General features: G+C 64.4%; 23 protein-coding genes. 18 read left to right on the top strand and 5 right to left on the bottom strand.

Annotation, left to right across the window (positions count from 1 at the left end):
• Window positions 1–230: 230 nt before the first annotated feature.
• Both PAN31108_RS05500 and PAN31108_RS05495 read right to left on the bottom strand, forming a co-directional pair.
• The gene (locus PAN31108_RS05500; protein WP_150667900.1) at window positions 231–914 is read right to left on the bottom strand and encodes a helix-turn-helix transcriptional regulator; all 684 of its coding nucleotides are present in this window, start codon (window positions 912–914) and stop codon (window positions 231–233) included.
• A gap of 70 nt (window positions 915–984) precedes the next feature.
• A complete protein-coding gene (locus PAN31108_RS05495; protein ID WP_150667899.1) occupies window positions 985–1506 on the bottom strand; it encodes a GNAT family N-acetyltransferase in 522 nt (173 codons plus the stop codon).
• A gap of 209 nt (window positions 1507–1715) precedes the next feature.
• On the opposite strand from PAN31108_RS05495, the gene PAN31108_RS05490 reads away from it, so the two are divergent.
• Window positions 1716–2306, top strand: coding sequence for a helix-turn-helix domain-containing protein (locus tag PAN31108_RS05490; RefSeq protein WP_150667898.1), 591 nt, complete (start codon window positions 1716–1718; stop codon window positions 2304–2306).
• A 181-nt stretch (window positions 2307–2487) separates the two neighbouring features.
• On the opposite strand, the gene PAN31108_RS05485 is transcribed toward PAN31108_RS05490, so the two are convergent.
• Window positions 2488–3498 (bottom strand): alpha/beta fold hydrolase, encoded by a 1011-nt coding sequence (locus tag PAN31108_RS05485; protein ID WP_246183798.1) that lies wholly within the window; start codon window positions 3496–3498, stop codon window positions 2488–2490.
• 621 nt (window positions 3499–4119) lie between these two features.
• On the opposite strand from PAN31108_RS05485, the gene PAN31108_RS26305 reads away from it, so the two are divergent.
• Together PAN31108_RS26305 and PAN31108_RS05480 are read left to right on the top strand one after the other, a co-directional pair.
• Window positions 4120–4341, top strand: coding sequence for a hypothetical protein (locus PAN31108_RS26305; RefSeq protein ID WP_174994865.1), 222 nt, complete (start codon window positions 4120–4122; stop codon window positions 4339–4341).
• Window positions 4292–4948 (top strand): GntR family transcriptional regulator, encoded by a 657-nt coding sequence (locus PAN31108_RS05480; RefSeq protein WP_150667896.1) that lies wholly within the window; start codon window positions 4292–4294, stop codon window positions 4946–4948. The genes PAN31108_RS26305 and PAN31108_RS05480 overlap by 50 nt, the downstream gene beginning before the upstream one ends.
• A 64-nt stretch (window positions 4949–5012) precedes the next feature.
• Here the strand turns inward: PAN31108_RS05480 and PAN31108_RS05475 are convergent, their stop codons facing one another.
• Window positions 5013–5567, bottom strand: a complete 555-nt coding sequence (locus PAN31108_RS05475) for a DUF4019 domain-containing protein (protein ID WP_150667895.1) — start codon at window positions 5565–5567, stop codon at window positions 5013–5015.
• A 132-nt stretch (window positions 5568–5699) separates the two neighbouring features.
• Here PAN31108_RS05475 and PAN31108_RS05470 point away from each other — a divergent pair, with 132 nt between their 5' ends.
• Complete coding sequence (locus tag PAN31108_RS05470) at window positions 5700–6878, top strand: GGDEF domain-containing protein (protein WP_150667894.1); 1179 nt, start codon at window positions 5700–5702, stop codon at window positions 6876–6878.
• A 98-nt stretch (window positions 6879–6976) separates the two neighbouring features.
• On the opposite strand, the gene PAN31108_RS05465 is transcribed toward PAN31108_RS05470, so the two are convergent.
• Window positions 6977–7696 carry a glutathione S-transferase C-terminal domain-containing protein gene (locus PAN31108_RS05465; RefSeq protein WP_150667893.1) on the bottom strand — a complete coding sequence of 240 codons (720 nt, stop codon included), beginning with the start codon at window positions 7694–7696 and terminating at the stop codon, window positions 6977–6979.
• Window positions 7697–7854: 158 nt separating this feature from the next.
• Between PAN31108_RS05465 and PAN31108_RS05460 the strand changes: the two genes are divergently transcribed.
• The 14 genes from PAN31108_RS05460 to PAN31108_RS26590 all read left to right on the top strand — a co-directional run.
• Window positions 7855–8460 (top strand): DUF2471 family protein, encoded by a 606-nt coding sequence (locus PAN31108_RS05460; RefSeq protein WP_150667892.1) that lies wholly within the window; start codon window positions 7855–7857, stop codon window positions 8458–8460.
• 60 nt (window positions 8461–8520) lie between these two features.
• A complete protein-coding gene (locus PAN31108_RS05455; RefSeq protein ID WP_150667891.1) occupies window positions 8521–10149 on the top strand; it encodes an exonuclease domain-containing protein in 1629 nt (542 codons plus the stop codon).
• A 393-nt stretch (window positions 10150–10542) separates the two neighbouring features.
• The gene (locus PAN31108_RS05450; protein ID WP_150668207.1) at window positions 10543–11523 is read left to right on the top strand and encodes a LysR family transcriptional regulator; all 981 of its coding nucleotides are present in this window, start codon (window positions 10543–10545) and stop codon (window positions 11521–11523) included.
• Complete coding sequence (locus PAN31108_RS05445) at window positions 11520–13031, top strand: flavin-containing monooxygenase (RefSeq protein WP_150667890.1); 1512 nt, start codon at window positions 11520–11522, stop codon at window positions 13029–13031. The genes PAN31108_RS05450 and PAN31108_RS05445 overlap by 4 nt, the downstream gene beginning before the upstream one ends.
• Window positions 13028–14002 (top strand): ABC transporter permease, encoded by a 975-nt coding sequence (locus PAN31108_RS05440; RefSeq protein WP_150667889.1) that lies wholly within the window; start codon window positions 13028–13030, stop codon window positions 14000–14002. The genes PAN31108_RS05445 and PAN31108_RS05440 overlap by 4 nt, the downstream gene beginning before the upstream one ends.
• Entirely contained in the window at window positions 14002–14946 is a 945-nt protein-coding gene (locus PAN31108_RS05435) for an ABC transporter permease (protein WP_150667888.1), read from the top strand. Before PAN31108_RS05440 ends, PAN31108_RS05435 begins: the two co-directional genes overlap by 1 nt.
• Window positions 14947–14954: 8 nt before the next feature.
• Window positions 14955–15959, top strand: a complete 1005-nt coding sequence (locus tag PAN31108_RS05430; RefSeq protein ID WP_370819579.1) for an ABC transporter ATP-binding protein — start codon at window positions 14955–14957, stop codon at window positions 15957–15959.
• Window positions 15960–16054: 95 nt separating this feature from the next.
• Window positions 16055–17053, top strand: coding sequence for an ABC transporter ATP-binding protein (locus tag PAN31108_RS05425; protein ID WP_150668206.1), 999 nt, complete (start codon window positions 16055–16057; stop codon window positions 17051–17053).
• A 117-nt stretch (window positions 17054–17170) separates the two neighbouring features.
• On the top strand, window positions 17171–18748 hold the full coding sequence (locus PAN31108_RS05420; RefSeq protein WP_150667886.1) for an ABC transporter substrate-binding protein: 1578 nt from the start codon (window positions 17171–17173) through the stop codon (window positions 18746–18748).
• Window positions 18749–18763: 15 nt separating this feature from the next.
• Entirely contained in the window at window positions 18764–20449 is a 1686-nt protein-coding gene (locus tag PAN31108_RS05415) for an acyl-CoA thioesterase/bile acid-CoA:amino acid N-acyltransferase family protein (protein ID WP_150667885.1), read from the top strand.
• Entirely contained in the window at window positions 20446–20982 is a 537-nt protein-coding gene (locus PAN31108_RS05410; RefSeq protein ID WP_150667884.1) for a CMD domain-containing protein, read from the top strand. Before PAN31108_RS05415 ends, PAN31108_RS05410 begins: the two co-directional genes overlap by 4 nt.
• Complete coding sequence (locus tag PAN31108_RS05405) at window positions 20979–21578, top strand: peroxidase-related enzyme (RefSeq protein ID WP_150667883.1); 600 nt, start codon at window positions 20979–20981, stop codon at window positions 21576–21578. Before PAN31108_RS05410 ends, PAN31108_RS05405 begins: the two co-directional genes overlap by 4 nt.
• Window positions 21579–21840: 262 nt before the next feature.
• The gene (aac(6'), locus tag PAN31108_RS05400; RefSeq protein WP_150667882.1) at window positions 21841–22344 is read left to right on the top strand and encodes an aminoglycoside 6'-N-acetyltransferase; all 504 of its coding nucleotides are present in this window, start codon (window positions 21841–21843) and stop codon (window positions 22342–22344) included.
• A 227-nt stretch (window positions 22345–22571) separates the two neighbouring features.
• Window positions 22572–22774: hypothetical protein (locus PAN31108_RS26590; protein ID WP_217426283.1), on the top strand; the 203-nt coding region annotated here is incomplete at its 3' end.

Genomic DNA, 22774 nt, shown 5'->3' with positions numbered 1-22774 from the left:
TTTTGGATGGACAACGCCGTATCGATTGCCTGTCAACCGAACACTGTTGCGCGCTGTCATGAACGTCATCGTACGAAGGCATGCTGTCAGATTTTGTCAGTATTCGAACGCAGATTTGAAACCCCGGGGCACCTATCGCTACGCCGTTTTTCACGCATGTCTCTCGTGCGTCTCTCGTGCTTTATGCGCCCTTGATGCCCCCTTTATGCCCCAGCAAAGCCGATACGTCATCAGCCTTTGCCGATCGTCTCCCGCCACGACTTGAGCAGCGCGCGACGCCCGCGCGGATAGCGGGTTCCCGTCGCCGTCATTGCTTCGATACGATCGCAGCGGAAGCTTCGGAAGTCATCGCGCAACTCGCACCACGCGACGATCATGCGAACGCGATCGAAGAAGCCCAGCGCGAACGGCCAGACGACTCGCTCGGACATGCGGCCGGCTTCATCACGGTAGGACAGATGCAGTTTGCGCTCGGCGCGAATGGCCTCGCGAATGTCGGTCAGATCGACGATCATCGGCGGCAGCGGATCGCCGGGGCCGATGAGCAACGTCGACGCCTCCAGCGACGCACGCAAATCCGCCGGCAGCACCGCTGCGATCTTCGCCAGCGCATTCGCCGCGGCATCGGCCAGCGCGCCGTCGGTGCGCTTGGCGACCCAGCGCGAGCCGAGCACGATCGCTTCGATTTCCTCTTCCGAGAACATCAGCGGCGGCAGCATGAAGCCCGGCTTGAGGACGTACCCCAACCCCGGCGCGCCTTCGATATGCGCCCCCTGAGACTGCAATTCGGCGATGTCCCGATAAAGCGTGCGCAAGCTCACGCCGAGCGAGTCGGCAAGCGCCGCACCTGCCACCGGATAACGGTGACGGCGCAGCAGTTGCATCAATGAGAAGAGACGTTGTGTTCGGGACATGGCGCGACATTATGCGCCATGTCCCGTTCGGTGCGCAGCGCTGACGCGGTCGGGATCGATCGTCCGGCCGTTACGCGATACGCAACTCCATGCAGGTGAGATCGAGCCAGCGGCCGAACTTCGTGCCGACTTCGCTGAACGTGCCGACCGTGCGAAAGCCCAACTTTTCATGCAGGCGAATCGACGGCGCATTCCCGGCTTCGATGGCCGCGATCATCACATGCACGTCGGCCGCGCGAGCGCGCTCGATGAGGGCGCGCATCAGCGCTTCGCCGATGCCGCCGCCGCGTGCATGCCCGTCGATGTATATCGAATGTTCGACGGTATGACGATAGCCGTCGAAGGCGCGCCAGTCGCCGAACGACGCATACCCTACGGTCTTGCCGTCGCGCTCGGCGACAATCACCGGATAGCCGCGCTTCAGACGCGCGGCCAGCCACTCGCGACGATTGTCGAGGTCGACGAGGATCTCGTTCCAGATGGCGGTGGTGTGCTCGACGGCGTCGTTGTAGATGTCGCGAATGACCGGGAGGTCGGCATCGGTGGCGTCGCGAATCGTCAGCGAGTTGGACGACGAGGAGGAAGCAGTCATTTCATGGGTTCCGCAAGCAGGTGACGTGAATGGCGCGGTATGGCGCTGTATGGCTCTGTATGGCGCTGTACGGTGACGTACGGCAGCATCTGGCGACCGATGACCGCCGATGATCCGAAGCCAGACGTGGGCCGCATTCGCGACATTCTCAACGTTATCCTCATTGGCGTCCAGTTTACTAGAAATAAATTTCCAGTAAACTGGACATCATGGATATCAATGAACGCATCGCCCGCCGAGTGCGCGACCTGCGCAGCGAGCGCGGCTACTCCCTCGATACGCTGGCTGAGCGCAGTGGCGTGAGCCGGTCGAACATCTCGCTCATCGAGCGCGCGCAGACGAGTCCCACGGCCAACGTGCTGGACAAGCTCGCCACGGCGCTCGACGTCACGCTGGCGTCGCTCTTCGAGGAGCATGCAGCGCAAGACACGCCGCCCTCGCCGCTTGCCCGACACGCCGACCAGCCGGTGTGGACCGATCCGGATTCGGGGTATGTGAGACGTAATCTTTCGCCGTCGCAACCGTCGCCGCTCCAGTTCGCGGAGATCCGGTTCCCGGCGGGCGAGCGCGTTGCCTATGACGCCGGCACGAGGGACAACGAGGTCTGGCAGCAGATCTGGATCATCGATGGCACGATCGAGATTACGTTCGGCAACACGACCTGGCGGCTCGACGCCGGCGATTGCCTCGCCATGCGGCTCGATCAGCCGATCGGCTTTTACAATCCGGCCTCGACGACGGCGCGATACCTCGTCGGACTCGTGACGTTACCGTTTCACGCCAACAGGCGAGCGTCCTGACGTCTTCCGATTCCGTCGCGGGTGCCGCACCGCCCCCTCGCCCCCTCGACCCCTCGCCCCCTCGACCCCTCGCCCCCTCGGGCTGGCAACGCTCGATGGCAAGCACTCGCCGCCGCCGACGCCTTTGCCGATAGGCTTATCGATGGTGTGCAAAGGGCGCATCGGTGAGCGCCATGTCGAATTAGCGTAGCGCCGCCAGCCCGGCGAGCAGCGCCTTGTGGAAAGCCGCCGGGTCTTGCATCTGCGGGGCATGTCCCAGATCGGGGAATTCGACGAGAGTCGAATCCGGAATCGTGGCATGCGTGGTCCTGGCGAGTTCCGCATAATGACCAATGCGCGCCTGCACCTCGGGCGGCGAGAAATCCTTGCCGATGGCCGTCGTATCCTTATCGCCGATCATCAGCAACGTGGGCACACGAATCTCACCGAGTTCGTAGACGACCGGCTGCGTATAGATCATGTCGTAGAGCAACGCCGAATTCCACGCCACGATCCGCTTGCCCGGACCGCGATACATCCCCGCGAGCATCTGCACCCATGGTTCGTAGCGATCGCTCCATTGCCCGGCGTAGTACGTCGACTGTTCATATCGGCGAATACCCGGCGCACTCGTGCGCAATTCGCGATCGAACCACTCGTCCACCGTCCTGGATGGCACACCCAGCGCCTTCCAGTCTTCCAGTCCGATCGGATTGACGAGCACTAGCTGCTGCGTCTGCCCCGGATACATCAGCGCATAGCGTGCAGCGAGCATGCCACCGGTCGAGTGGCCGATGATCGTGGCCGACGGGATGCCGAGCGACGCGAGCAACGCATGGGTATTGTTAGCCAGTTGCTGGAAGCTGTACTGATACTGCGCAGGCTTGCTCGACTTGCAAAACCCGATCTGATCCGGCGCGATCACGCGATAGCCGGCCCCCGCAAGCGCGTCGATGGTCTCGTGCCACGTCGCGGCACAGAAGTTCTTGCCATGCAGCAATACGACGGTGCGGCCGTTCGCCTGCGTCGGCTTCACATCGATATAGGCCATGTGCAGCGGCAAACGCTGCGACGTGAAGTCGAAACGATTGACCGGATAGGGATAGTCGAAGCCCTGCAACTCCGGCCCGTAGGCCGGACCGGCATTGCTATCGGCACTCCCCTCGGCACCGTTGCCAACACCCCACGGCGCCGCCTGTGCGACGTTCAGCATGACAAGGGACGCGAGACTGATGCAGGCGGCAGCGCGCAGGGTCGCAACGACTTGTCGAGACACTCGGCTAGCCCGCCGATAGAGCGATGGTGGCATGGGGACAGGCGTGCGATGACACGCGAAGTGGCACAAAGCGGCATACGTCGATTCTGTCACCCGACGGTTTTTCATGCAGACCAGGCACATTGGCCAGCGAATGGCCGGGCAATCCACCGGGAATCGACGGGGTTTGCACCAATTTTATTAACAATCATGCAGAATTATCATCTATTGCAAAAATTATCGAACAAATCATTGGCATCGCACCCGATCGGGGCCTGTGAAATCCCGCATACCGGGAAGACGGTCAACATTTTTGTCCAAAGCCCCTTATAAATGAGGGGTTATTAGGCGCACTTTATTCACATCTTCATCAATTTTCCGAAGCCGTCGCACGGCGCATGTTTCGGTACCCGCAACGCTATGACTGTGGGTACTCACATTGCAAGTAAGTGAGCGCGAACCCCGACACGTCGGGCGTTATGGTATTTTTTCGACACTTCAAACGCTCGTATAAGCGAGTCCTCGCTTCGGAAACCGAAAGAATTGCGCAAAATCGGACCCCATTCATGCGTTGCGCGCATGGTTGCCACAACTTTGCCGTTTTGGGAATGGTTTCCGGGGCGCCGAAAGAAACTCGGTAAAATCCGCAGCGGCATAGGAATCCATACACAAGGCATACCTGTGCACGAGAAATCCGGCAGTACCGACGGCCTCTCGCCGAAGTCGAAGGAAACGGCGTTCGCGCCGCTCAATGGAAGACAAGCATCAGATGAAAGCGCCGAGCAACTTGATTACTGGTGAAGTGCGGACCAAAATCCGCGGCATGATTCTCGCCTCGGAACTCAAACCGGGACAGCGCCTCATCGAGGACGATCTGATTCAATTGCTCGGGGTAGGCCGCACGCCCGTGCGCGAAGCATTGCTGATCCTGCAAGGCGAAGGCTTTATCGCACGTAATCGCGGCTGGGAAGTGCAAGGTGCCGACCATCTGCCCGTGCGCGCGATTTTCGAGAGTCGCGTGGCCATCGAGTCCGAAACCGCCCGGCTCGCCGCACGCAAGATCACCCCCGAGACCTGCGACGCCCTCGAAGCCCTCATCGCACAGATGGAACCCAACGCCGATCTGCCGCGTCTGGCCCTGAACCGCCTCAACACGGAATTTCACGATCTCATCGTGAAGGCGGCAGATAACGTCGTGATCGAGCAATTTCACGAACGTACGCAGTTTTACTATTGGGCGTTGCGCGTGCCGGTCATGTTCTCCGATGAACAGCTTCGCGCCACCAACGAGCAACATCGCGAACTGCTTGCGGCGCTGCGCGCGCACGACGAAGCGCTTGCCGAGCAGATCGCCCGTACTCACGTCGAGACGACGATGCACATCGTCGAGCCGGCGCTGCCGCGCTAGACGCGCACGCCGGACCGGGGCGAGCGGGGGCAAGCGGGTAAGGCATCCTGCCCCACACCCCGGATCAACGCACCAGATAGCCCGCGACCCGCCAGCGGCCGTCAATACCGAAAACCATCGTCACCATTTCACGCGCCTCGGCCTTGTTCTCGAACACCGTGTCGTACTGAATCACCACATATTCGCCGTCGGGCTGCCCGGCGAGCGAGCGCGTAAAGACCGCGTCGTGCGTTTTCCTCGTCTTCACCTTGCCTAACGGCGAGCGTGCGCCTTGCAGACTCCGCGCCCAGTCTTCCGCGGAAATCGCGCGCTGGAACACCGGCGCGGCCTGCTCCCAGCTCTGCTGCGCGCGGTTGATGTCGGCGAGTCCCAGCCAAAGATTGGCGGCCTGCAGCGCGGGACGCATATCGCGATTGATGTCCGCCGCCGGCGCGGTGGCGTTACTGGCTGGCGTGGCGAACAACGGCGGTTGCGCCGAGCGGCGTTGCATCGGCTCTTGCTGCGCGTAGGCGGGCAAGGCGCTCAGGCCGGCGCCCAGACAGGCGACCACGCCGAGGGCGAGCGCCGCGAGGCGCGTCGGGCGAACAGAATGTGACGCATCGCGTCGAGTCGTCGGCATTGACGAAAGCTCCTACTGGCAGAAATGACGAACCCGGCCATTCTACTGGTGTGGCACGCGAAGGAATGTAACGCCCGGCGCGCCGTACATTACAATGCTCAACACATGTCAGCCTCCCCATTGGCCAGCGCCATGTTGACGACGTCCCTGCTCGCGATCACCTCACTGCTCAGCTTCATGATGTTGCTGATCGTAGGTTCTCTCCTGCGCTCGCGGGTGGCCGGCGTTCGCGAGTGGTGCTTCGCCAACGTTGCGGTCCTCGTCTCTTTGCCGCTGTTCGCGCTGCGCGGCGTCATCCCCGATTTCCTGTCGATTCCGGTCGCCAACCTCGCGCTGGCCAGTGGCTTGCTGTCGTATTACGCCGGCTGCGCCCGGTTTCTCGGGCGTCCGCCGCATTGGCACGCGCTGGGGGCTTCGCTCGGCGTGCTCGCGGCGGCGATGCTGTTCTGGCATTACGGCATCGACAATCCGTCGCTGCGCGTCGTGGCCGTATCGGCGTTTCACGCCACCTTCCTGCTCGCGATTGCGACGCTGATCCTGCGGCATATCCCGCCGCGTCGCCATCCCCATAACTACTGGCTGACGGCCGGCATGGCGGCGGTGTTCGCCACGGCGCACGCCGTGCGCGGCGTGGCGTTCGCATGGGCGCCAGCGCCCGGACTCGACGTCTTCGCACCGACGATGTTCAATCTCGTCATGCTCACGATCGGCGCGATCGTCATGCCTGCGATGACGATGGGCTCGGTCCTCATGATCCATGACGCCATGCTCGCTACCGCCGAAGAAGCCGCGAATCGCGACTATCTGACCGGCGCAATCTCACGCAAGCATTTCGACCTGCTCGCGCGTCAGGAGATGGTGCGCGCCGTCGCGCGCGGCTGGCCGCTGTCCATCGTCGTCATCGATCTGGATCACTTCAAGGCGATCAACGACACACACGGCCATGCGGGTGGCGACACGGTGCTGCGGGAGTTCGTGAAGCTCGTGCGCGACAGTCTGCGTGAGGGCGATGTTTTCGGACGGTTAGGCGGAGAGGAATTTGCCGTGCTGTTGCCCGGCACCGACACGCCGGGGGCGATCCGCATTGCCGAGCGCTTGCGAACGCAGGCGAGCCGGCATCTCGTGGCGGGCCCCTTCGGCGTATGCCACTACACACTGAGCGGCGGTGTTGCAACGTGGATCGAGCACGAAAGCCTCGAAGCACTGTGCATCCGTGCCGACCGCGCGCTTTACGCCGCCAAGATCTCCGGGCGCAATCTCGTCCTCTCCGACGTGCTGTCCAGCGACGAGACCGCCCCCGAGGCGGGCTGACGGACGACGGCCCGCGGCTTGCCGGGGGCACCTCGCCTGCCGGCCTGCGAACGCGTTGCGTCCGGATCCGCGCGCCGATCGCCCGCGCGCGCCTCGGCCTACGCGCTCCCGCCGTCCCCGGCGTCGGGGAAGAACTCCCGACGCATACGCGCCACATAGGCCGTCAGGTTCGGATGGTTTTCGATCTCGTCGCGCAACGGCTGGCGAAAATCCGGCGACATGGCGCTGGAGATGAAGCCGAAGGCGGTGGCGTCCGCCCCGCACGGCCGATCACCGAAGAAGTAAGGCTGGTCGCCGAGCAACTGGGCGGCGGCCTGCGCACCGCGCGCGAGCAAGTGTCGCTGCTCCTCGGGTTGGTAGCGGCCGGTGCCCTGCCCGTGCAGAGTCTTACGCACCTTGCGGCGAATCAACGCCTGCGCCATCGGGCGCACCGGCCACGGAATCGACCGGAAGAAGGAGGCCGGCCCCCGGTCGAAATTCTCGTCGTCGCACCAGCGCGCCTGCACGACGTGCCAGTAGAAGTGATCCTCTAACGCCTTCTCGAACATCCACGCCGCCCCGCGTTGGCCCGGTGTGAGAGCCGCGTCGAAGTCGAACCCGTACTTGCGCTCGATGTGCAGACGGATCAGCGTGGAGTCCGCCACGATCTCGCCATCGTCGTCGATATAAGGCAGCTTGCCCTTGGGGGCGCGGCGCAGTCCGCCGCGCCGGGTGCGGTACGGCAATCCGGCGAGCTTGAGCAGCATCTCCGCCTTGACGACGAACGGGCTGGCGTCGGGAAGCCCGAACGCCGGGCCGAAGGTATACAGGGTCAACATCTTGAGGCGCGCTCCTGTGCGAGAAGATTGGCGCAGAGTATTACATGCCGCGGTGCCCCCGGCGAGTGCATCGAGACATGAGAGGCGTCGGCTACGGATACGCGACTCGCGCACTGTGATTTTATACAGTATCATATCCCCCAATCGAGGAACATCTCATGGAAACCATCGACTGGGATCAACTGGCGCTGAGCGCCGCCGAGCGCGACCTGGCGGGCATCGTGCGCGAGATTGCCGCGCGCTATGTGCAGGCGCAGGCGTCACAGCGTGCGCAAGCGATCGGGGCAACGAACGTCGCTGTCGCGCCCCGCGCAGTCGCGTCGACAATGGCGCTGGACTGGCGCACGCTCGTGGCCATTGCCGACGAAGCGGAGGCAGACATCGGACTGCATGCCAGGCATGAGTCCTGGGTGCTCGCACGTCTTCTGCGCCTGCCGGGCGACGAAACCCTGCGACGCGGCGGCGAGCTGCCGTCGCTTGACGCCGAAGTCGACCTGCAATGGCCTGACGCCCCCGCCCCGGCCGTCTTCCGCGCCATCGTGACCGCCTTCACCGAGGGCGATCTTGCCGCGTCGATGGCGGATCTTCGGGACGATACGGCGCCAGCCGGCGTGTTCGGTGAGGGCGCAACGATCCTGACATCGCTTGCGTCCCGTACCCCCCATCCTTCCCATCCCGCCCCGTCGTGCGCGTCGTCGTCCGCGTCGTCTGCCGCATCGGCTTTTTCCGCCTCGCGTGCCGGGGGTCCGGCGTGCCGGGCCTGAGTGCGATGCCCCGTAGCCGCCGGAATCCGCCCGCCACGCATCGGGGACCGGGTGCATCCAATGTTTGAAACCGTGGTCGAAGCGATGGATCCGCATGTCCTGAACGGCACTCAAGAATTCGCTCCCGACGGGATCGACCCGGATACGCTCGCACGCTCACTGCCGGCCCCGATGGTTTTCGTCGATCTGGAGACGACCGGCGGCAACGCCCTCGAAGACCGCATTACCGAGATCGGCGTGGTCGAAGTCGGGCCGCACGGTGTCGACCAATGGAGCACCCTGCTCGATCCTGGCGAGCCGATTCCGCCGTTCATCCAGAAGCTCACCGGCATTACCAACGAGATGGTGAAAGGCCAGCCGTCGTTCGGTACGCTGGCGCAAGGCTTGGCCGAACGCTTGCACGGCAAACTGTTCGTCGCCCACAATGCCCGCTTCGATTACGGCTTTCTCAAGAACGAGTTCCGGCGAGCGGGCATCGGTTTTCAGGCCGACGTGCTCTGTACCGTGCGTCTGTCGCGGCTGCTGTTTCCTTCGGCAGCGCGTCATGGACTCGACGCGCTGATCGCCCGCTTCGGCCTCATGCCGCAGGGCCGCCACCGCGCACTTGCCGACGCCGATCTGCTCTGGCAGTTCTGGCAAAAGCTCCACACGATTTATGCGCCCGACCTTATCGGGCAGGCGGTGCAGCGTGTGACGAAGCGCTCCAGCCAGCCGCCGCAACTGCCCGACGAAGCCATCGACGCATTGCCGGCCAGCCCCGGCGTGTACCTCTTCTACGGCGAGGGCGACACGCTGCTGTATGTCGGCAAGAGCGTCGATGTCCGGGCACGCGTGCGTTCGCACTTTTCCAGCGATCATCAGGTCGCCAAGGATCTGCGCATCTCGCAGGAAATCCGTCGTGTCGAAGTGCGTCGTACGGTCGGCGAGTTGGGCGCGTTGCTGCTCGAATCGCAGCTCGTCAAGCAATTGCAGCCCGTGCATAACCGCATGTTGCGCCGCGCCGCCAGTCTCTACAGTTGGCAACTGGCACCGGATAGCGATACCCCTCGACTGGTCAGCGCGAAGACAGTCGACTTCTCCGGCACCGGATCGCTGTACGGCACGTTTTCCTCGCGCTACGGCGCGGAAAGTGCGTTGCGCACGCTGGCGGACGAGCATCGTCTTTGCTGCGCGCAGTTGGGGCTGGAGAAAGTGGCGAAGGGGCGTCCGTGCTTCGGTTATCAGGTGAAGCGTTGCGACGGCGTCTGCGTTGGCGACGCGCCGCTCGATGCGCACACCGCTCGCACGCGTGAGGCGCTTGCAACGCTGCAACTGGATACATGGCCCTACGACGGCCCGATCGCCATCGAGGAACCCGGCAGCCAGTCGGGAGAGGTCGAGTATCACGTCATCGACCGCTGGCAATATCTGGGCAGCGTGGCGTCGCGAGAGGCGCTGGATGCGCTCATCGACAACATGCCCGCCGCCACGGGTTTCGATCCCGACATCTATCGGTTGCTCGGCCGGCGCCTCGCCCAGTTCGATGCGGACGCACGGGTGCTGCACCTCACACGTGCGGCGTTTCGTCTGAGCCACATCGAGCCCCCCGTCGACACGCCCCGCAACCCCCGCAGCGTTGCGCTGTTACGTCGTCGGCAGCCTCGCCCTGAAGATCCGTACCAGCTTCGACTGCCGTTCGACGCGCATTAGCGCCGACCCGGCACAGCGGTCGCCAGCCCTTAGCCGGCGACCGCGCGCTCCTCTCCTGCCCTCTTTCACCTTCTCTCCCCCTCCCGCAGCCCCGCCCGTCGGCGCTTCACACATCGCGTTCGCCGCCTGCGCGTCTCACGCTGCGAGAGACCGCCGCAAGCGTCTCCGCCGTCCTAAATTGCTTTCCGCCTTATGCCACCTAGGCAAAACCCTCCTTTGCACTTCGGGTCATGAGCATATAAACATTAAGTATTTGCAAGACGCATGCTGGCGGTCGAAGAATACGCAATCCGAATACAAGGTTTTGCGATATCGACGGCCATGGCGTCGTCGATCACCGGGGCGCTGGCGCGTAGGGGTACGCGCCGGCGCTTCGTCCCCACACCGAGCCAGATGGAATTACGCCAACTCGAAGCCTTCGCGGCAGTCATGTCGACGGGCAGCGTCACTGCTGCCGGGCGTCTGCTCGGGCGCTCGCAGCCTGCCATCACCCGCATGATTCAGGAGCTGGAAGCCGAGATCGGTTACGCCCTGTTTACCCGCAGCGGTCCGCGCGTCACACCGACCGAGCAGGGCTTTCTGCTGTTCGAAGACGTGGAACATGTGCTCGCCGGCATGCAGCAGATCCGCTCCCGCGCCGACGAAATCGCGCGCGGCCAGACCCGCCCGCTGCATGTCGCGGCCACTTCGGCGCTGGCCGCGGGCCTGGTACCCGCCGCGCTCGCGCTACCGGGGCTTGCCCACGATACGCATCAGATCCAGATGCGCAGCACGTCGCCGGAGCAAGTCGTGCACGCCGTGCTGACCGGCGCGGCCGACATCGGCGTCACCAGCCTCCCGCTCGAGCATCGCGGCATCGTCGTGCACTGGATCGGCGAGTCGGCCTGCGTTGCCGCCGTGCGTGCCGACGACCCGCTGGCTGCTCACGAGCGTCTGCCGCTCGCCGCCTGCGCGGGGCGTCGCATCATCACCATGCAGAACCCGTACCGGCTGCGCCGACGTCTCGATCAGGCGTTCTCCCAAGCCGGCGTCGCCCCGGCCGGGCTCATCGAGACGAACGCGTCGATCAATGCGATGACGGCCGTGCGCGCCGGACTCGGCGTTGCGGTACTCGAACCCGTCACGGCCTACGGGCTGCCGCTCGCCGATGTCGCGGTGCGTCCCATCGACGCCGACATCCCATTCTTTTTCGGCGTCATCACGCGCGACGCCCGCGCGCCATCGCCCGCCGCGCTCGCCTTCGTCGAAGCGCTGGCCAACGCCGCCCGCGACCTGCTGCCCGGTTTCGTGCAGCGCGCCGCCACCGAACACGCTCAAGTCTTGCAGTCGCTCTACGGCGACTTGCCCGCTCCCAAGGAAGCTCAGTCGTCATGACCACGTTCCCCACCGCCGCCACCGGCCTGCCCGCGCTCGAAGCGCGTCTGCGCCAGGACCTCGCCTGGCTCGAACTGCCCGCCAGACGCTGGGTGCCCGAGCGCATGCACAACGCGCAGCCCGTGCTCGACGTCGCCATCATCGGCGGCGGCATGGCCGGACTGGCGGCGGCGGCGTCGCTCACGCATCTCGGTGTCGGCGCCGTGATCTTCGATCAGTCGCCGCGCGGCTTCGAGGGCCCGTGGGCCACCACCGCGCGCATGGAAACCCTGCGCTCGCCCAAGCAACTCACCGGCCCGGCGCTCGGTCTGCCTGCTCTCACGTTCCGTGCGTGGTTCGAGGCCCAGTTCGGGCTTGATGCGTGGGAAGCGCTCGACAAGATTCCGCGTCTGCAATGGATGGACTACCTGCGCTGGTATCGCGACGTGCTCGCCATCGACGTGCGCAACGACCATCGCATCGATCACGTCACGCCACGAGGCGAAGACGGCCTCGTCGAACTGTCCGTCACGTCGCCCGAGGGCAACCGCACCGTTTATGCGCGCCATGTGGTGCTGGCGACGGGTCGCGACGGCCTGGGCGGCCCGACCGTGCCCGCATTCGCCCGCGACTTGCCGCGCCGCTTCTGGGCGCACTCGTCGGACGTCATGGACTACGCCACGCTGCGCGGCAAGCGCGTGGGCGTGATCGGCGCGGGCGCATCGGCCATGGACAGCGCCGCCACCGCGCTCGAAGCCGGCGCGGCGAGCGTCGACCTGCTGATTCGCCGCGCGGACATTCCCCGCATCAACAAGGGCAAAGGCGCAGGCAACCCGGGCCTCACGCATGGCCATCTCAATCTACCGGACGAGTGGAAGTGGCGCATCCGTCACTACGTCAACGTGCAGCAAGTGCCGCCACCGCGCGGCAGCACGCTGCGCGTCTCGCGTCACGACAACGCCCGCTTCAACCTCGGCGCGCCGATCCTCGACGTCACGCCGGTGGGCGATGCACTGCACGTGCGCACCGCTAAAGGCACGTTCGTGCTCGACTTCCTGGTCTTCGCCACGGGCTTCCGTATCGATATCGAAGGACGACCGGAATTCGCCGCGTTCTCGAAGTCCGTGCGCAAGTGGAGCGATCGCTATACGCCGGACGCCGGCGACGAAGACGCCGAACTGTCCGACTCCCCGGATCTCGGTCCTACGTTCGAGTTTCAGGAAAAGACGCCGGGCGCCTGCCCCGGCCTGGAACGCATTCACTGCTTCTGCGCCCCCGCCACGCTCTCGCACGGCGCCGTCTCGGGCGATATCCCGGCGGTGAGCGAAGGGGCGAAGCGTCTGGCGCAAGGGCTGGCGGGCACGTTCTATCGTGAAGACGTGGCGCATCACTACGCCAATATGGAGGCATACGCCGAGCCGGAAGTCTACGGCGACGAATGGACGCCCGCGCCGCCGCCGCCCGCCGTGGCCGAGATCGGGACCGAGCCTCACGGGGCCGGCCAGGCCAAGGAGTCTCTCGCATCATGACCGCCTGGATTCTGCGCCGCGCGCTGCAAGCGGTGTTCGTGGTGTGGCTGATGACGCTGATCGTGTTCGTCGGCCTGCACGCCATCGGCAACCCGGTCGACATCCTCATCGGTCAGGACGTCGATCAGGTCGACCGTGCGCGCATCATCGCGCAGTTGGGTCTCGATCAGCCGCTGTGGCGTCAGTACCTCTCGTTCCTCGACGGCGCGCTGCATGGCCATCTGGGCAACAGCTTCGTGTACAACGTCCCGGCCATCCAGCTGATTGTGCAACGCCTGCCCGCCACGCTGGAACTCGCCTTCGCCGCGCTGGTGCTGGCGGTGGTCATCGGCATTCCGCTGGGGCTGTTCGCAGGCCTGTATCCGCGCAATCCGATCTCGAAACTGCTGATGACGGGCAGCATCGTCGGCTTCTCGCTGCCGACGTTCTGGGTCGGCCTGATGCTCATCATGTTCTTCTCGGTGCATCTCGGCGTACTGCCTGCGAGCGGTCGGGGCGAGACGGCGAGTCTGTTCGGTGTGGAATGGTCTTTCCTCACCGTCGACGGGTTGCGTCATCTGATCCTGCCGGCGTTCAATCTGGCGCTGTTCAAGATTTCGCTGGTGTTGCGTCTCACGCGTGCCGGCGTCTCCGAAGTCCTGCCGCAGGACTTCGTGAAATTCGCCCGCGCCAAGGGGTTGTCGCCGCTGCGCGTCGTGCTCGTGCACGTGCTGCGCAACACGCTCATTCCGCTGGTGACGGTGATCGGCCTCGAGTTCGGATCGACCATCGCCTTCGCCGTCGTGACCGAAAGCGTGTTCGCGTGGCCCGGCGCCGGCAAGCTCATTCTCGACAGCATCAACGCGCTCGACCGCCCGGTGATCGTGGCGTATCTGATCGTGGTGGTGTGCCTGTTCGTATCGATCAACCTGATCGTGGACGTGCTCTACAAGTGGCTCGATCCTCGTGTGCGCGTGGAGGCCGCTGCCTGATGTCGCTCAACGTCTCCCCCAACGGCAACCCCGCACCGGCGCTCGCGCCCGAGCCGGTGCCGATGCGTCGTGAATCGCCGTGGCAGCAAGGGCTGCGCGAGTTCCTGCGCTCGAAGAGTGCCGTGCTCGGTCTCGTCGTGCTGGCGGTGCTGATCGTCGCCGCGCTTGCCGCACCGTGGATCTCGCCGCAAAACCCCTACGACCTGAGCCAGCTCGACGTGATGGACGCGCGTCTGCCGCCCGCGACGGCCAACGGCGCCGCCACCTATACCTACTGGCTGGGCACCGACGGACAGGGTCGCGACCTGCTCTCCGGCATCATCTACGGGTTGCGAATCAGCCTCGGGGTGGGTGTCGGCTCGGCGCTCATCGCCGGCATTCTCGGCACGATCCTCGGCCTGACCGCCGCCTACGCAGGCGGTCGTGTCGACGCCTTCATCATGCGTCTGGTCGACCTGCTGCTCTCGTTTCCGTCGATTCTCGTCGCGCTGATGATCCTCGCTTACGTCGGCAAAGGCATCGGCAACGTGGTGCTCACGCTCGTGGTACTCGAATGGGCCTACTTCGCGCGTACGGCACGTGGGCAGGCGCTGGTGGAATCGCGACGCGAGTACGTGGAAGCCGCGCGCTGCCAGGCCATTCCGAACTGGCGCATCGTGCTGGGCCACATTCTCCCGAACTGTCTGCCGCCGCTGATCGTCGTCGGCTCATTGCAGGTCGCGCGCGCGATCACGCTCGAAGCCACGCTGTCGTTCCTCGGACTCGGCGTACCGGTGACGGAGCCGTCGCTCGGCCTGCTCATCGCCAACGGCTATCAGACGATGCTCTCCGGCGAATACTGGATCAGCCTCTATCCCGGGCTGGCGTTGCTCGTCACCGTCGTCGCCATCAATCTCGTGGGCGATCGCCTGCGCGACGTGTTCAATCCAAGGTTGCAGAAATGAGCGGCGCCGTGTCATCTCCCTCCTCAACGTCCGCGCTCACGCTGGAAGTACGCAATCTGCGCACACAATTCGTCACGCGCGCCGGCACCCTGCCCGCCGTGGACGACGTCTCGTTCTCGCTGCCGCCGGGTCACATCATGGGGCTCGTTGGCGAGTCCGGTTCGGGCAAGTCGGTCACCGGCTTCTCGATCATGGGGCTGGTCGATGCGCCGGGCCGCATCGTCGGTGGCGAAGTCCTGTTCCAGGGGCGCGATCTGACGAAGATGTCGCCGGGTGAGCTGCGTCGCCTGCAAGGCAATCGCATCGCGATGATCTTTCAGGATCCGATGATGACGCTCAACCCCGTGCTGCGCGTCGATGCTCAGATGATCGAGGCCGTGCGCGCGCATCAGAAAGTGTCGAAGTCGCAGGCGCGTGACCTCGCGCGCGACACGCTCGGCATGATGGGCATCCCGAGTCCGGAGGAGCGCCTGCGCGCTTATCCGCATCAGCTCTCGGGCGGCATGCGCCAGCGCGTGGCGATCGCCATCGCCATGCTGCATCGCCCGGACCTGATCATTGCGGACGAACCGACCACGGCGCTCGACGTCACGATTCAGGCGCAGATCCTCTCGGAAGTGCAGAAGCTCGCGCGCCAGCACGGCACCGCGCTCATCTGGATCACGCACGACCTGTCGGTGGTGGCCGGACTGGCCGACACGCTGGCCGTGATGTATGCCGGGCGCATCGTCGAGCAAGGTGCGGTCGACGCCGTGCTCGATGCGCCGCAACACCCCTACACCGCAGGACTCATCGGCAGCCTGCCGAGCCTGAACAAGCGCGGGCAGCGTCTGCGCCAGATTCCCGGCATGACGCCGAACCTGCTGAACATGCCCGCCGGTTGCGCCTTCGCGTCGCGCTGCGCTTATGCGACGGCGGTGTGCGGCGAGCGTCCCGAGATGACGCAGACGTCGCCCGGTCGCCTCGTGCGTTGCTTCCACCCGGGCGCGGCGCTGCAAAAGGAGATGGTATGAACACGCCGCAGCCGCAAGGCCAGTCGGCCAGCCCCGCCAACGCGGGCGGTCCGGCGACTGCCGGTTACGGCAAGTCGAACAGCCCGAGCGCTACGCTGCCGGCGCCCATCGTGTCGCTGCGCGGCGTGAGCAAGCGTTTCGGCGAGCGTCGTGCCGGTCCGGCCGCACGCCTGCTCGAGCGCGCCGGTCTCGTGCGCCCGCCCGCCGTCGTACGGGCGGTCGATAACGTCGACCTCATCGTCAAGCCGGGCGAAGTCGTCGGTCTCGTGGGCGAGTCGGGATGCGGCAAGTCCACGCTCGGACGCATGCTTGCGGGGTTGCTCAAGCCGTCGTCGGGCGAGGTACAGATTCACGGACGCCCGGCGCAGTCGCTGAGCCCGGACGAACAGCGCGACGCGCGTCTGAAGATTCAGATGATCTTTCAGGACCCGTATGCAAGCCTGAACCCGCGACTGCGCATCGATCGCATCGTGGGTGAGGGCGCACTCGTGCATGGGCTCACGGATCGCGCCGGATTCGACGATTACGTGAGCGCGCAATTGCAGCGCGCGGGACTCGACCCGGCGTTGCGTCATCGTTACCCGCACCAGTTCAGCGGCGGACAGCGCCAGCGCATCGGCATCGCCCGTGCGCTCGCCGTCAATCCGGATCTGCTGGTGTGCGACGAAGCCGTCGCCGCGCTCGACGTCTCGATTCAGGCGCAGATTCTGAATCTGTTCATGGATCTGCGCGAGCAACTGCGGCTGACGTATGTCTTCATCAGCCATGACCTCGGCGTGGTCGAGCATCTGTCCGATCGCGTGGTGATCATGTATCTGGGGCGCATCGTCGAGAGCGCGCCGGTCGAGGAAGTCTTCCGTCGCCCGAACCATCCGTACACGCAGGCGCTGCTGGCCGAAATTCCGCGTATCGACGTGCGTCACAAGACGTTCTCCGCGATTCGCGGCGAAATCCCGAGTCCGATCGCGCCGCCCGGCGGCTGTCACTTCCATCCGCGATGTCCGCACGCCATGCCGCGGTGCCGCACGGAAGTGCCGACGCTGCGCGGCGTGGCGATCAACCACGTCAGCGCCTGTCATCTGAACGACGTGTGACCGACGCGACACCTGACCTGTTTGCCTGAATTTCCGCCGACCCGAGCGCCCGATCGCCCGATTGCGCGACCGGCCCGGCTTTCCAACCGAATCACCCACGACCAGGATCGATTGATAATGAAACGCTTCTTGTTGTCCTCTCTGGCGGCTGCCCTGCTCGTGACGAGCGCAGCCGCATCTGCCCAGTCCGGCCAGACGCTCCGTATCGCATTTGCCGACCCGCTGTCGTCGCTCGACCCGCAACTGAACAACCACGCGGGCGACCGCTCGGTCGATCTGCACTTCTGGGATCTGCTCGTCGAGAACAAGTGGAACAAGCTCCAGCCGGGCCTTGCCGTGTCGTGGAAGGCGCTCGACGCGAAGACCTGGGAATTCAAACTGCGCCCGAACGTGAAGTGGCACGACGGTCAGGCGTTCACGGCGGCCGACGTCATCTACTCGTACCAGCGCGCGCGTAACGTGCCGGGCAGCGTGGCGACGTTCGCCGGCTACCTGCGCACCATCGATACGATGAGCGCGCCGGACCCGCTCACGCTCGTCGTGAAAACGAAGATCCCGAACCCGGACCTGCCGCTGAACCTCGCGTCGGTGCATATCGTGAGCAAGCACGTCGGTGAAAAGTCGAACACGGACGACTACAACGCCGGGCGTGCGATGGTGGGCACCGGTCCGTTCAAGTACGTCTCGTACACGCCGGGCGACCGCGTGGAGATGGTGCGTAACGACAACTACTGGGGCGGCAAGTCGGAGTGGGAAAAGGTCGACTATCGCTACATCAACAACGGCGCGGCGCGCACCGCCGCCCTGCTCGCGGGCGACGTCGACGTGATCGACAAGGTCTCGGCGTCGGACATTCCGCGTCTGAAGAAGGCGCCGAACGTGACGGTCTATCCGTATCCGGGTCTGCGCGTGATGCTGCTTCAGCCGACGTTCCGCGAAGGCACGAATCAGTACATTACGGACAATGCCGGCAAGCCGCTCGCGAAGAACCCCTTGCTCGACGTGCGTGTGCGTCGCGCGCTGTCGCTCGCCATCAACCGCGAAGCGATCGTCTCGCGCATCATGCAGGGCACGGCCAGCGTGGCCAACCAGTGGATGCCGAAGGATACGTTCGGCTACAACCCCGACGTGAAGGACATTCCGTTCGATGCGGCACAGGCCAAGAAGCTGCTGGCCGAGGCCGGTTTCCCCGAGGGTTTCAAGCTCACGATGCACGTGCCGAACGACCGCTACCCGCAAGGCCCGGAAACGGCCCAGGCGGTGGCGCAGTTCTGGACGCGTATCGGCGTGAAGACGCAAGTGGAAGTGGTGCCTTGGGCGGTGTATTCGGGCCGCGCCAACAAGAACGAGTACGCCATGACGATGCTGGCATGGGGTAACGGCACGGGCGAGGCGAGCTATGCGCTCGTGAACGTGCTGGCGACGGTCGACGCAAAGAAGGGGCTTGGTGCATCGAACTGGGGTCATTACAGCAACCCGGCCATCGACAAGGCGCTCGATGCGTCGACGGCCGAGTTCGACGAGGGCAAGCGTGAAGCGATACTGCGTCAATCGGTGAAGGTGGAGACGGACGACGTCGGCACGATTCCGCTGTATCACTACCAGAACATCTGGGCGGCGCGTAAGGGGCTGAAGGTCACGCCGTTCACGAGCGATCGCACCGTTGCGATGCAAGTGACCCAGGCAGCGAAGTAAACCGGTCGCCGCGCCATGACGTCATCCCATGTTTCATCGACCGGTTCATCGTCTGCTTCTTCGTCCATCGGGTCGCCCGAGGCTTCGCTCGGTGCGACCTGTAGTACCGCGTTGATCCTGACGGCGACGCCCGCCGATGCGCTCATCGACGTGCCGCGCCACCTCGTGGTGCGCGGTGCGGTGCCCGGCGCGCATGTGACGCTCGCGGCCCGCACCGCGCGTGCCGGCGGTGTGGTCTGGCACGCGCAGGCCACGTTTGTGGCCGACGCCGACGGTGTCGTCGATGTCTCGCGCGACGCCCCGGTGAGCGGCAGCTACCGCGGCGTGTCCGCAATGGGTCTCATCTGGTCGCAGGTGCCGGAAGACGGCAAGAGCCGCGACGTCTTCCCGCAACCGGTCCTTGCCCCGCTCGTCACGACGGTCGTCGCACAGGTCGTCGATGAGGACGGTTTACCTGCGTCTTCGTCGGATCGGGATCGCACGTCTTCACCGACGTCTGTCTCGGACGCACCGTCGGGACATGGTGTCGCGTCGTCGCGGGTCGTGGCATCGGAGCGGTCGCTCGTGTCGAGCACGACGGGATCTGCAACCGATGCGCCGCTGAGACAGGGCCCGGCTTGGGCGTCGGCGTCGGCGTCGGCGTCGGCGTCGGAACAGATGCTCACGTCGCGTTCGACGGCATCCACGACCGATGCGCCGCCGAAACACGGCACCGCTTCGGCACCAGTGGCGACATCGGTGTCGTTCACCCAGCGGCTTGTCGCCGAAGGTGTCACTCGGCGGGACGTGCGCGAAGACGGACTCGTCGGCACGTTGTACCTGCCGCCGGGAGAGGGTCCCTATCCAGCGGTGATGATCCTCAATGGATCGGGCGGCGGGATCAACGAGCCGCGTGCCGCGTTGTACGCATCGCACGGGTATGCGGCGTTCGCACTGGGGTACTTCAAAGGCCCTGGCCTGCCCGACTACATCTCTAACACGGCGCTCGAGTACTTCGCGAAGGGCATGGACTGGCTGCGCCGCACGGTGCGTCCCGCGCATGACTTCGTGGCGTTGTCCGGCCAGTCGCGGGGCGGCGAGTTGGTGCTGCTGCTTGGTGCGACGTTCCCGGACGCCGTCTCGGCAATCATCGGCTATGTGCCGAGCGCGCTGATTCACAGTGCGCAGAACGCGTGCGATCCGGCGATCGGTCGGGAGGGACCGACATGGTTGCTCGACGGCAAGCCGTTGCCGCACATCTGGGAGAACAACCGAACCGCGTCGTGGGCGCCGTTCGACGAAGGTCCGCCGCCGCATCGTCACGCCAGTGCAATGCTGACTGCGCTGGACGACGCGGCCGCCGTCGAACGTGCCCGCATCCCTGTCGAGAAGATCCGGGGGCCCGTCATGTTGCTATCCGCGCAAGACGACGGCTCATGGCCGTCGAGCCTTTACTCGCGCATGGTCACGGAGCGACTCGCGGCACATGCGCACCCGTATGCGGTCGAGCATCTCGATTTCGACCGGGCGGGACACGCCATCGTCTTCCCTTACGTGCCGACGACGCAACTCGTATACGCCCATCCCGTCTCCGGCAAGATCAGCACCGGCGGTGGCGTGCCGGACGCCAATGCGATTGCCGACGAGCGTTCGTGGGTAGCAGTGCAGGCCTTTCTCGCGCAGGCCGTGGCCGAGCGCGCCCAATCACAAGGACAATCATGACCGTCAGTACTGAATACGACATTGCTAACGATCTCGTCGACCGCGTCGCCGGTCTGACGCCGGGATCGGCTACGCATACGTTGCGTCACGCACGCGACAAGGTCGCCGTGGCGACGCAGGGTAGCTATGAAGGACTGTTCGACCCGAAGCTCGAAGGCATTTCGCTCGTCGAGCGTTTGCTCGTCGCGCTGTACGCCAGTCGCCTGACGCCCTCGGCATCGCTTGCTGCGCACTATCGGGCGGCGCTGGATAACTACGATGTGGATGCCGGGCAACTGAAGGCTGTCGAATCGGGTTCGCCGCAGGAGGTGACGGATGAGCGTCTGCGCGCGATGCTGGTGTTTACGAAGACGCTGATCGAGAACCCTGTTGCCGGGGATAAGGAAGCGTTGCATCGGTTGCCTGCGGCGGGACTGACGACGCCTGCCGTCGTTGCACTGGCACAACTGATTGCGTTCCTGTCGTACCAGACGCGTCTGGTTGCGGGATTGCAAGCGCTTGATCAACTGGCACGACAGGAGACGGCAGCATGAGCGAGATCATCCGTTCGCATGGATTTACTAACGAGTCGCTCGACTGGGACGCCTGGCTCGATGTGGTCGCACTCGACAAGGCGACACCGGAGCAGGTAGCCGTGCTGGAGGAAAGTCATCCGAAGGCGAAGACGTCGGATTACTACCTCTTTCTGGTGCATCAGCCGGAAATTCTCCGTCAACGCTCTGCGGCGTTCAACGCGATCATGTATGCGCCGGGCGGCATGCCGCGAGCCGAGCGTGAGCTGTCGACGACAGTTGTCTCGCGTATCAATGGGTGTGTGTACTGCGCGTCGGTGCATGCGCAGCGATTCGAGCAGTTGGCGAAGCGTAACGACGTGATTCGCGAGGTTTTCGAGGACCCGCACACCGCCGGCACGACCGACCGTGAAAAGGCCATTGCCCAGTTCTCGATTGCACTGACGCAGACGCCTGGCGACATCCGTCCCGAGCAGTTGCAGGCATTGCGTGACGTAGGCCTGACGGACGCCGAGATTCTGGACCTGATCCACTCGATCGCCATCTTCGCGTGGGCCAACCGACTGATGCTCAACCTGGGCGAACCGGTATTCCCGGACTCCGCTGCAACCGCCTGACGCCGGACGAAGACGAGGCGCCTTGGCGTCTCGGCATCGTCGGCAACGTCATGAACGCGCTGTCCCACTGTCCTAGTGGGCAGCGCGTTTTTTTACGCATGTCAAACTTAAGCCGATCCAATTTTCGCTTATCGAATTGCGGGGTTGGGCAACGAGAATTTACTGGCCCGTTGCCGACTCATCGGGTGCAGTAGTCGATTCCTGAAGCCGCAGGGAAAACCGTGTAGGCTGGTGGAACGTCCCTCTCAAGCGAACGCCCAGAATGTCACCACGCCCGTTTCTCATCAAGCGCGTTCACGCCGGCGCTGTAGCATCGCTAGGAAGCGTGAGAGCGAAACTCTGGCCCGACGCGAGTGCCTCCGAGCACGAACGTGATGGAAGGGATTTGTTATCGCAACCGGATCGATACGTGGCATTCCTCGCCATGTCTCAAGCCGATGAGTGCTTAGGCTTTGCAGAAGCGTCGATAAGACGCGACTACGTCAACGGTTGCGACACGTCACCGGTCCTGTTCCTCGAAGGAATTTATGTGGAAGCGTCCATGAGACGCTCCGGTATTGCCAGAGCGCTATGCGTACAGATCGAGCAATGGGGCATGGAGCGGGGCTGCACAGAATTTGCCTCTGACACCGCACTATCCAACATTGATGCCCAAGCGATCCACCGAGCACTGGGTTTCAACGAAACAGAGCGCGTCGTCTTCTTTCGGAAGTTGTGTGGTGAGGCTTCTGAGAACAGCCAGCCGCCAGTGCGCGCCAGGCGCTGAAGTCATCGCGTCATTCAGGCCAGCAGCACTTCAACGCTGCGAGGACTTTGATACACAACCGGCACCGAGCGAGGCGATGTTAAGCAATCGAGCAGGCAAAACCGCATATTAGGCACGGCATCGTCCAGGCGTGCGTCACGCAAACGCCGGGAAACTGATGCACGAGCAGCGCCGAACCGGAACCAAGTGGATCACCGTCGAGACATCCGGCGAGTAGGAGACGTCCATTGAAATTAAGCTATCGCCCCGCCGGCACCATCAACCGACTGCCGCCAAGCGGCGCATCGGCGCATCGGCGCATCGGCGCATCGGTAGAAAGTGTGGGTGCAAAACGTCGATACAAATCGCGGGCCCAAAGCAAAAACCCCTTGCAGCTAAGGCTACAAGGGGTTTTTAAGGGGAGCCTGACGATTACCTACTTTCACACGGG

The sequence above is a fragment of the Pandoraea anhela genome, assembly GCF_902459655.1.
Classification (GTDB): domain Bacteria; phylum Pseudomonadota; class Gammaproteobacteria; order Burkholderiales; family Burkholderiaceae; genus Pandoraea; species Pandoraea anhela.
The sequence above is the reverse complement of the archived record's forward strand: the minus strand, read 5'-3'. Positions and strand labels throughout refer to the sequence as shown.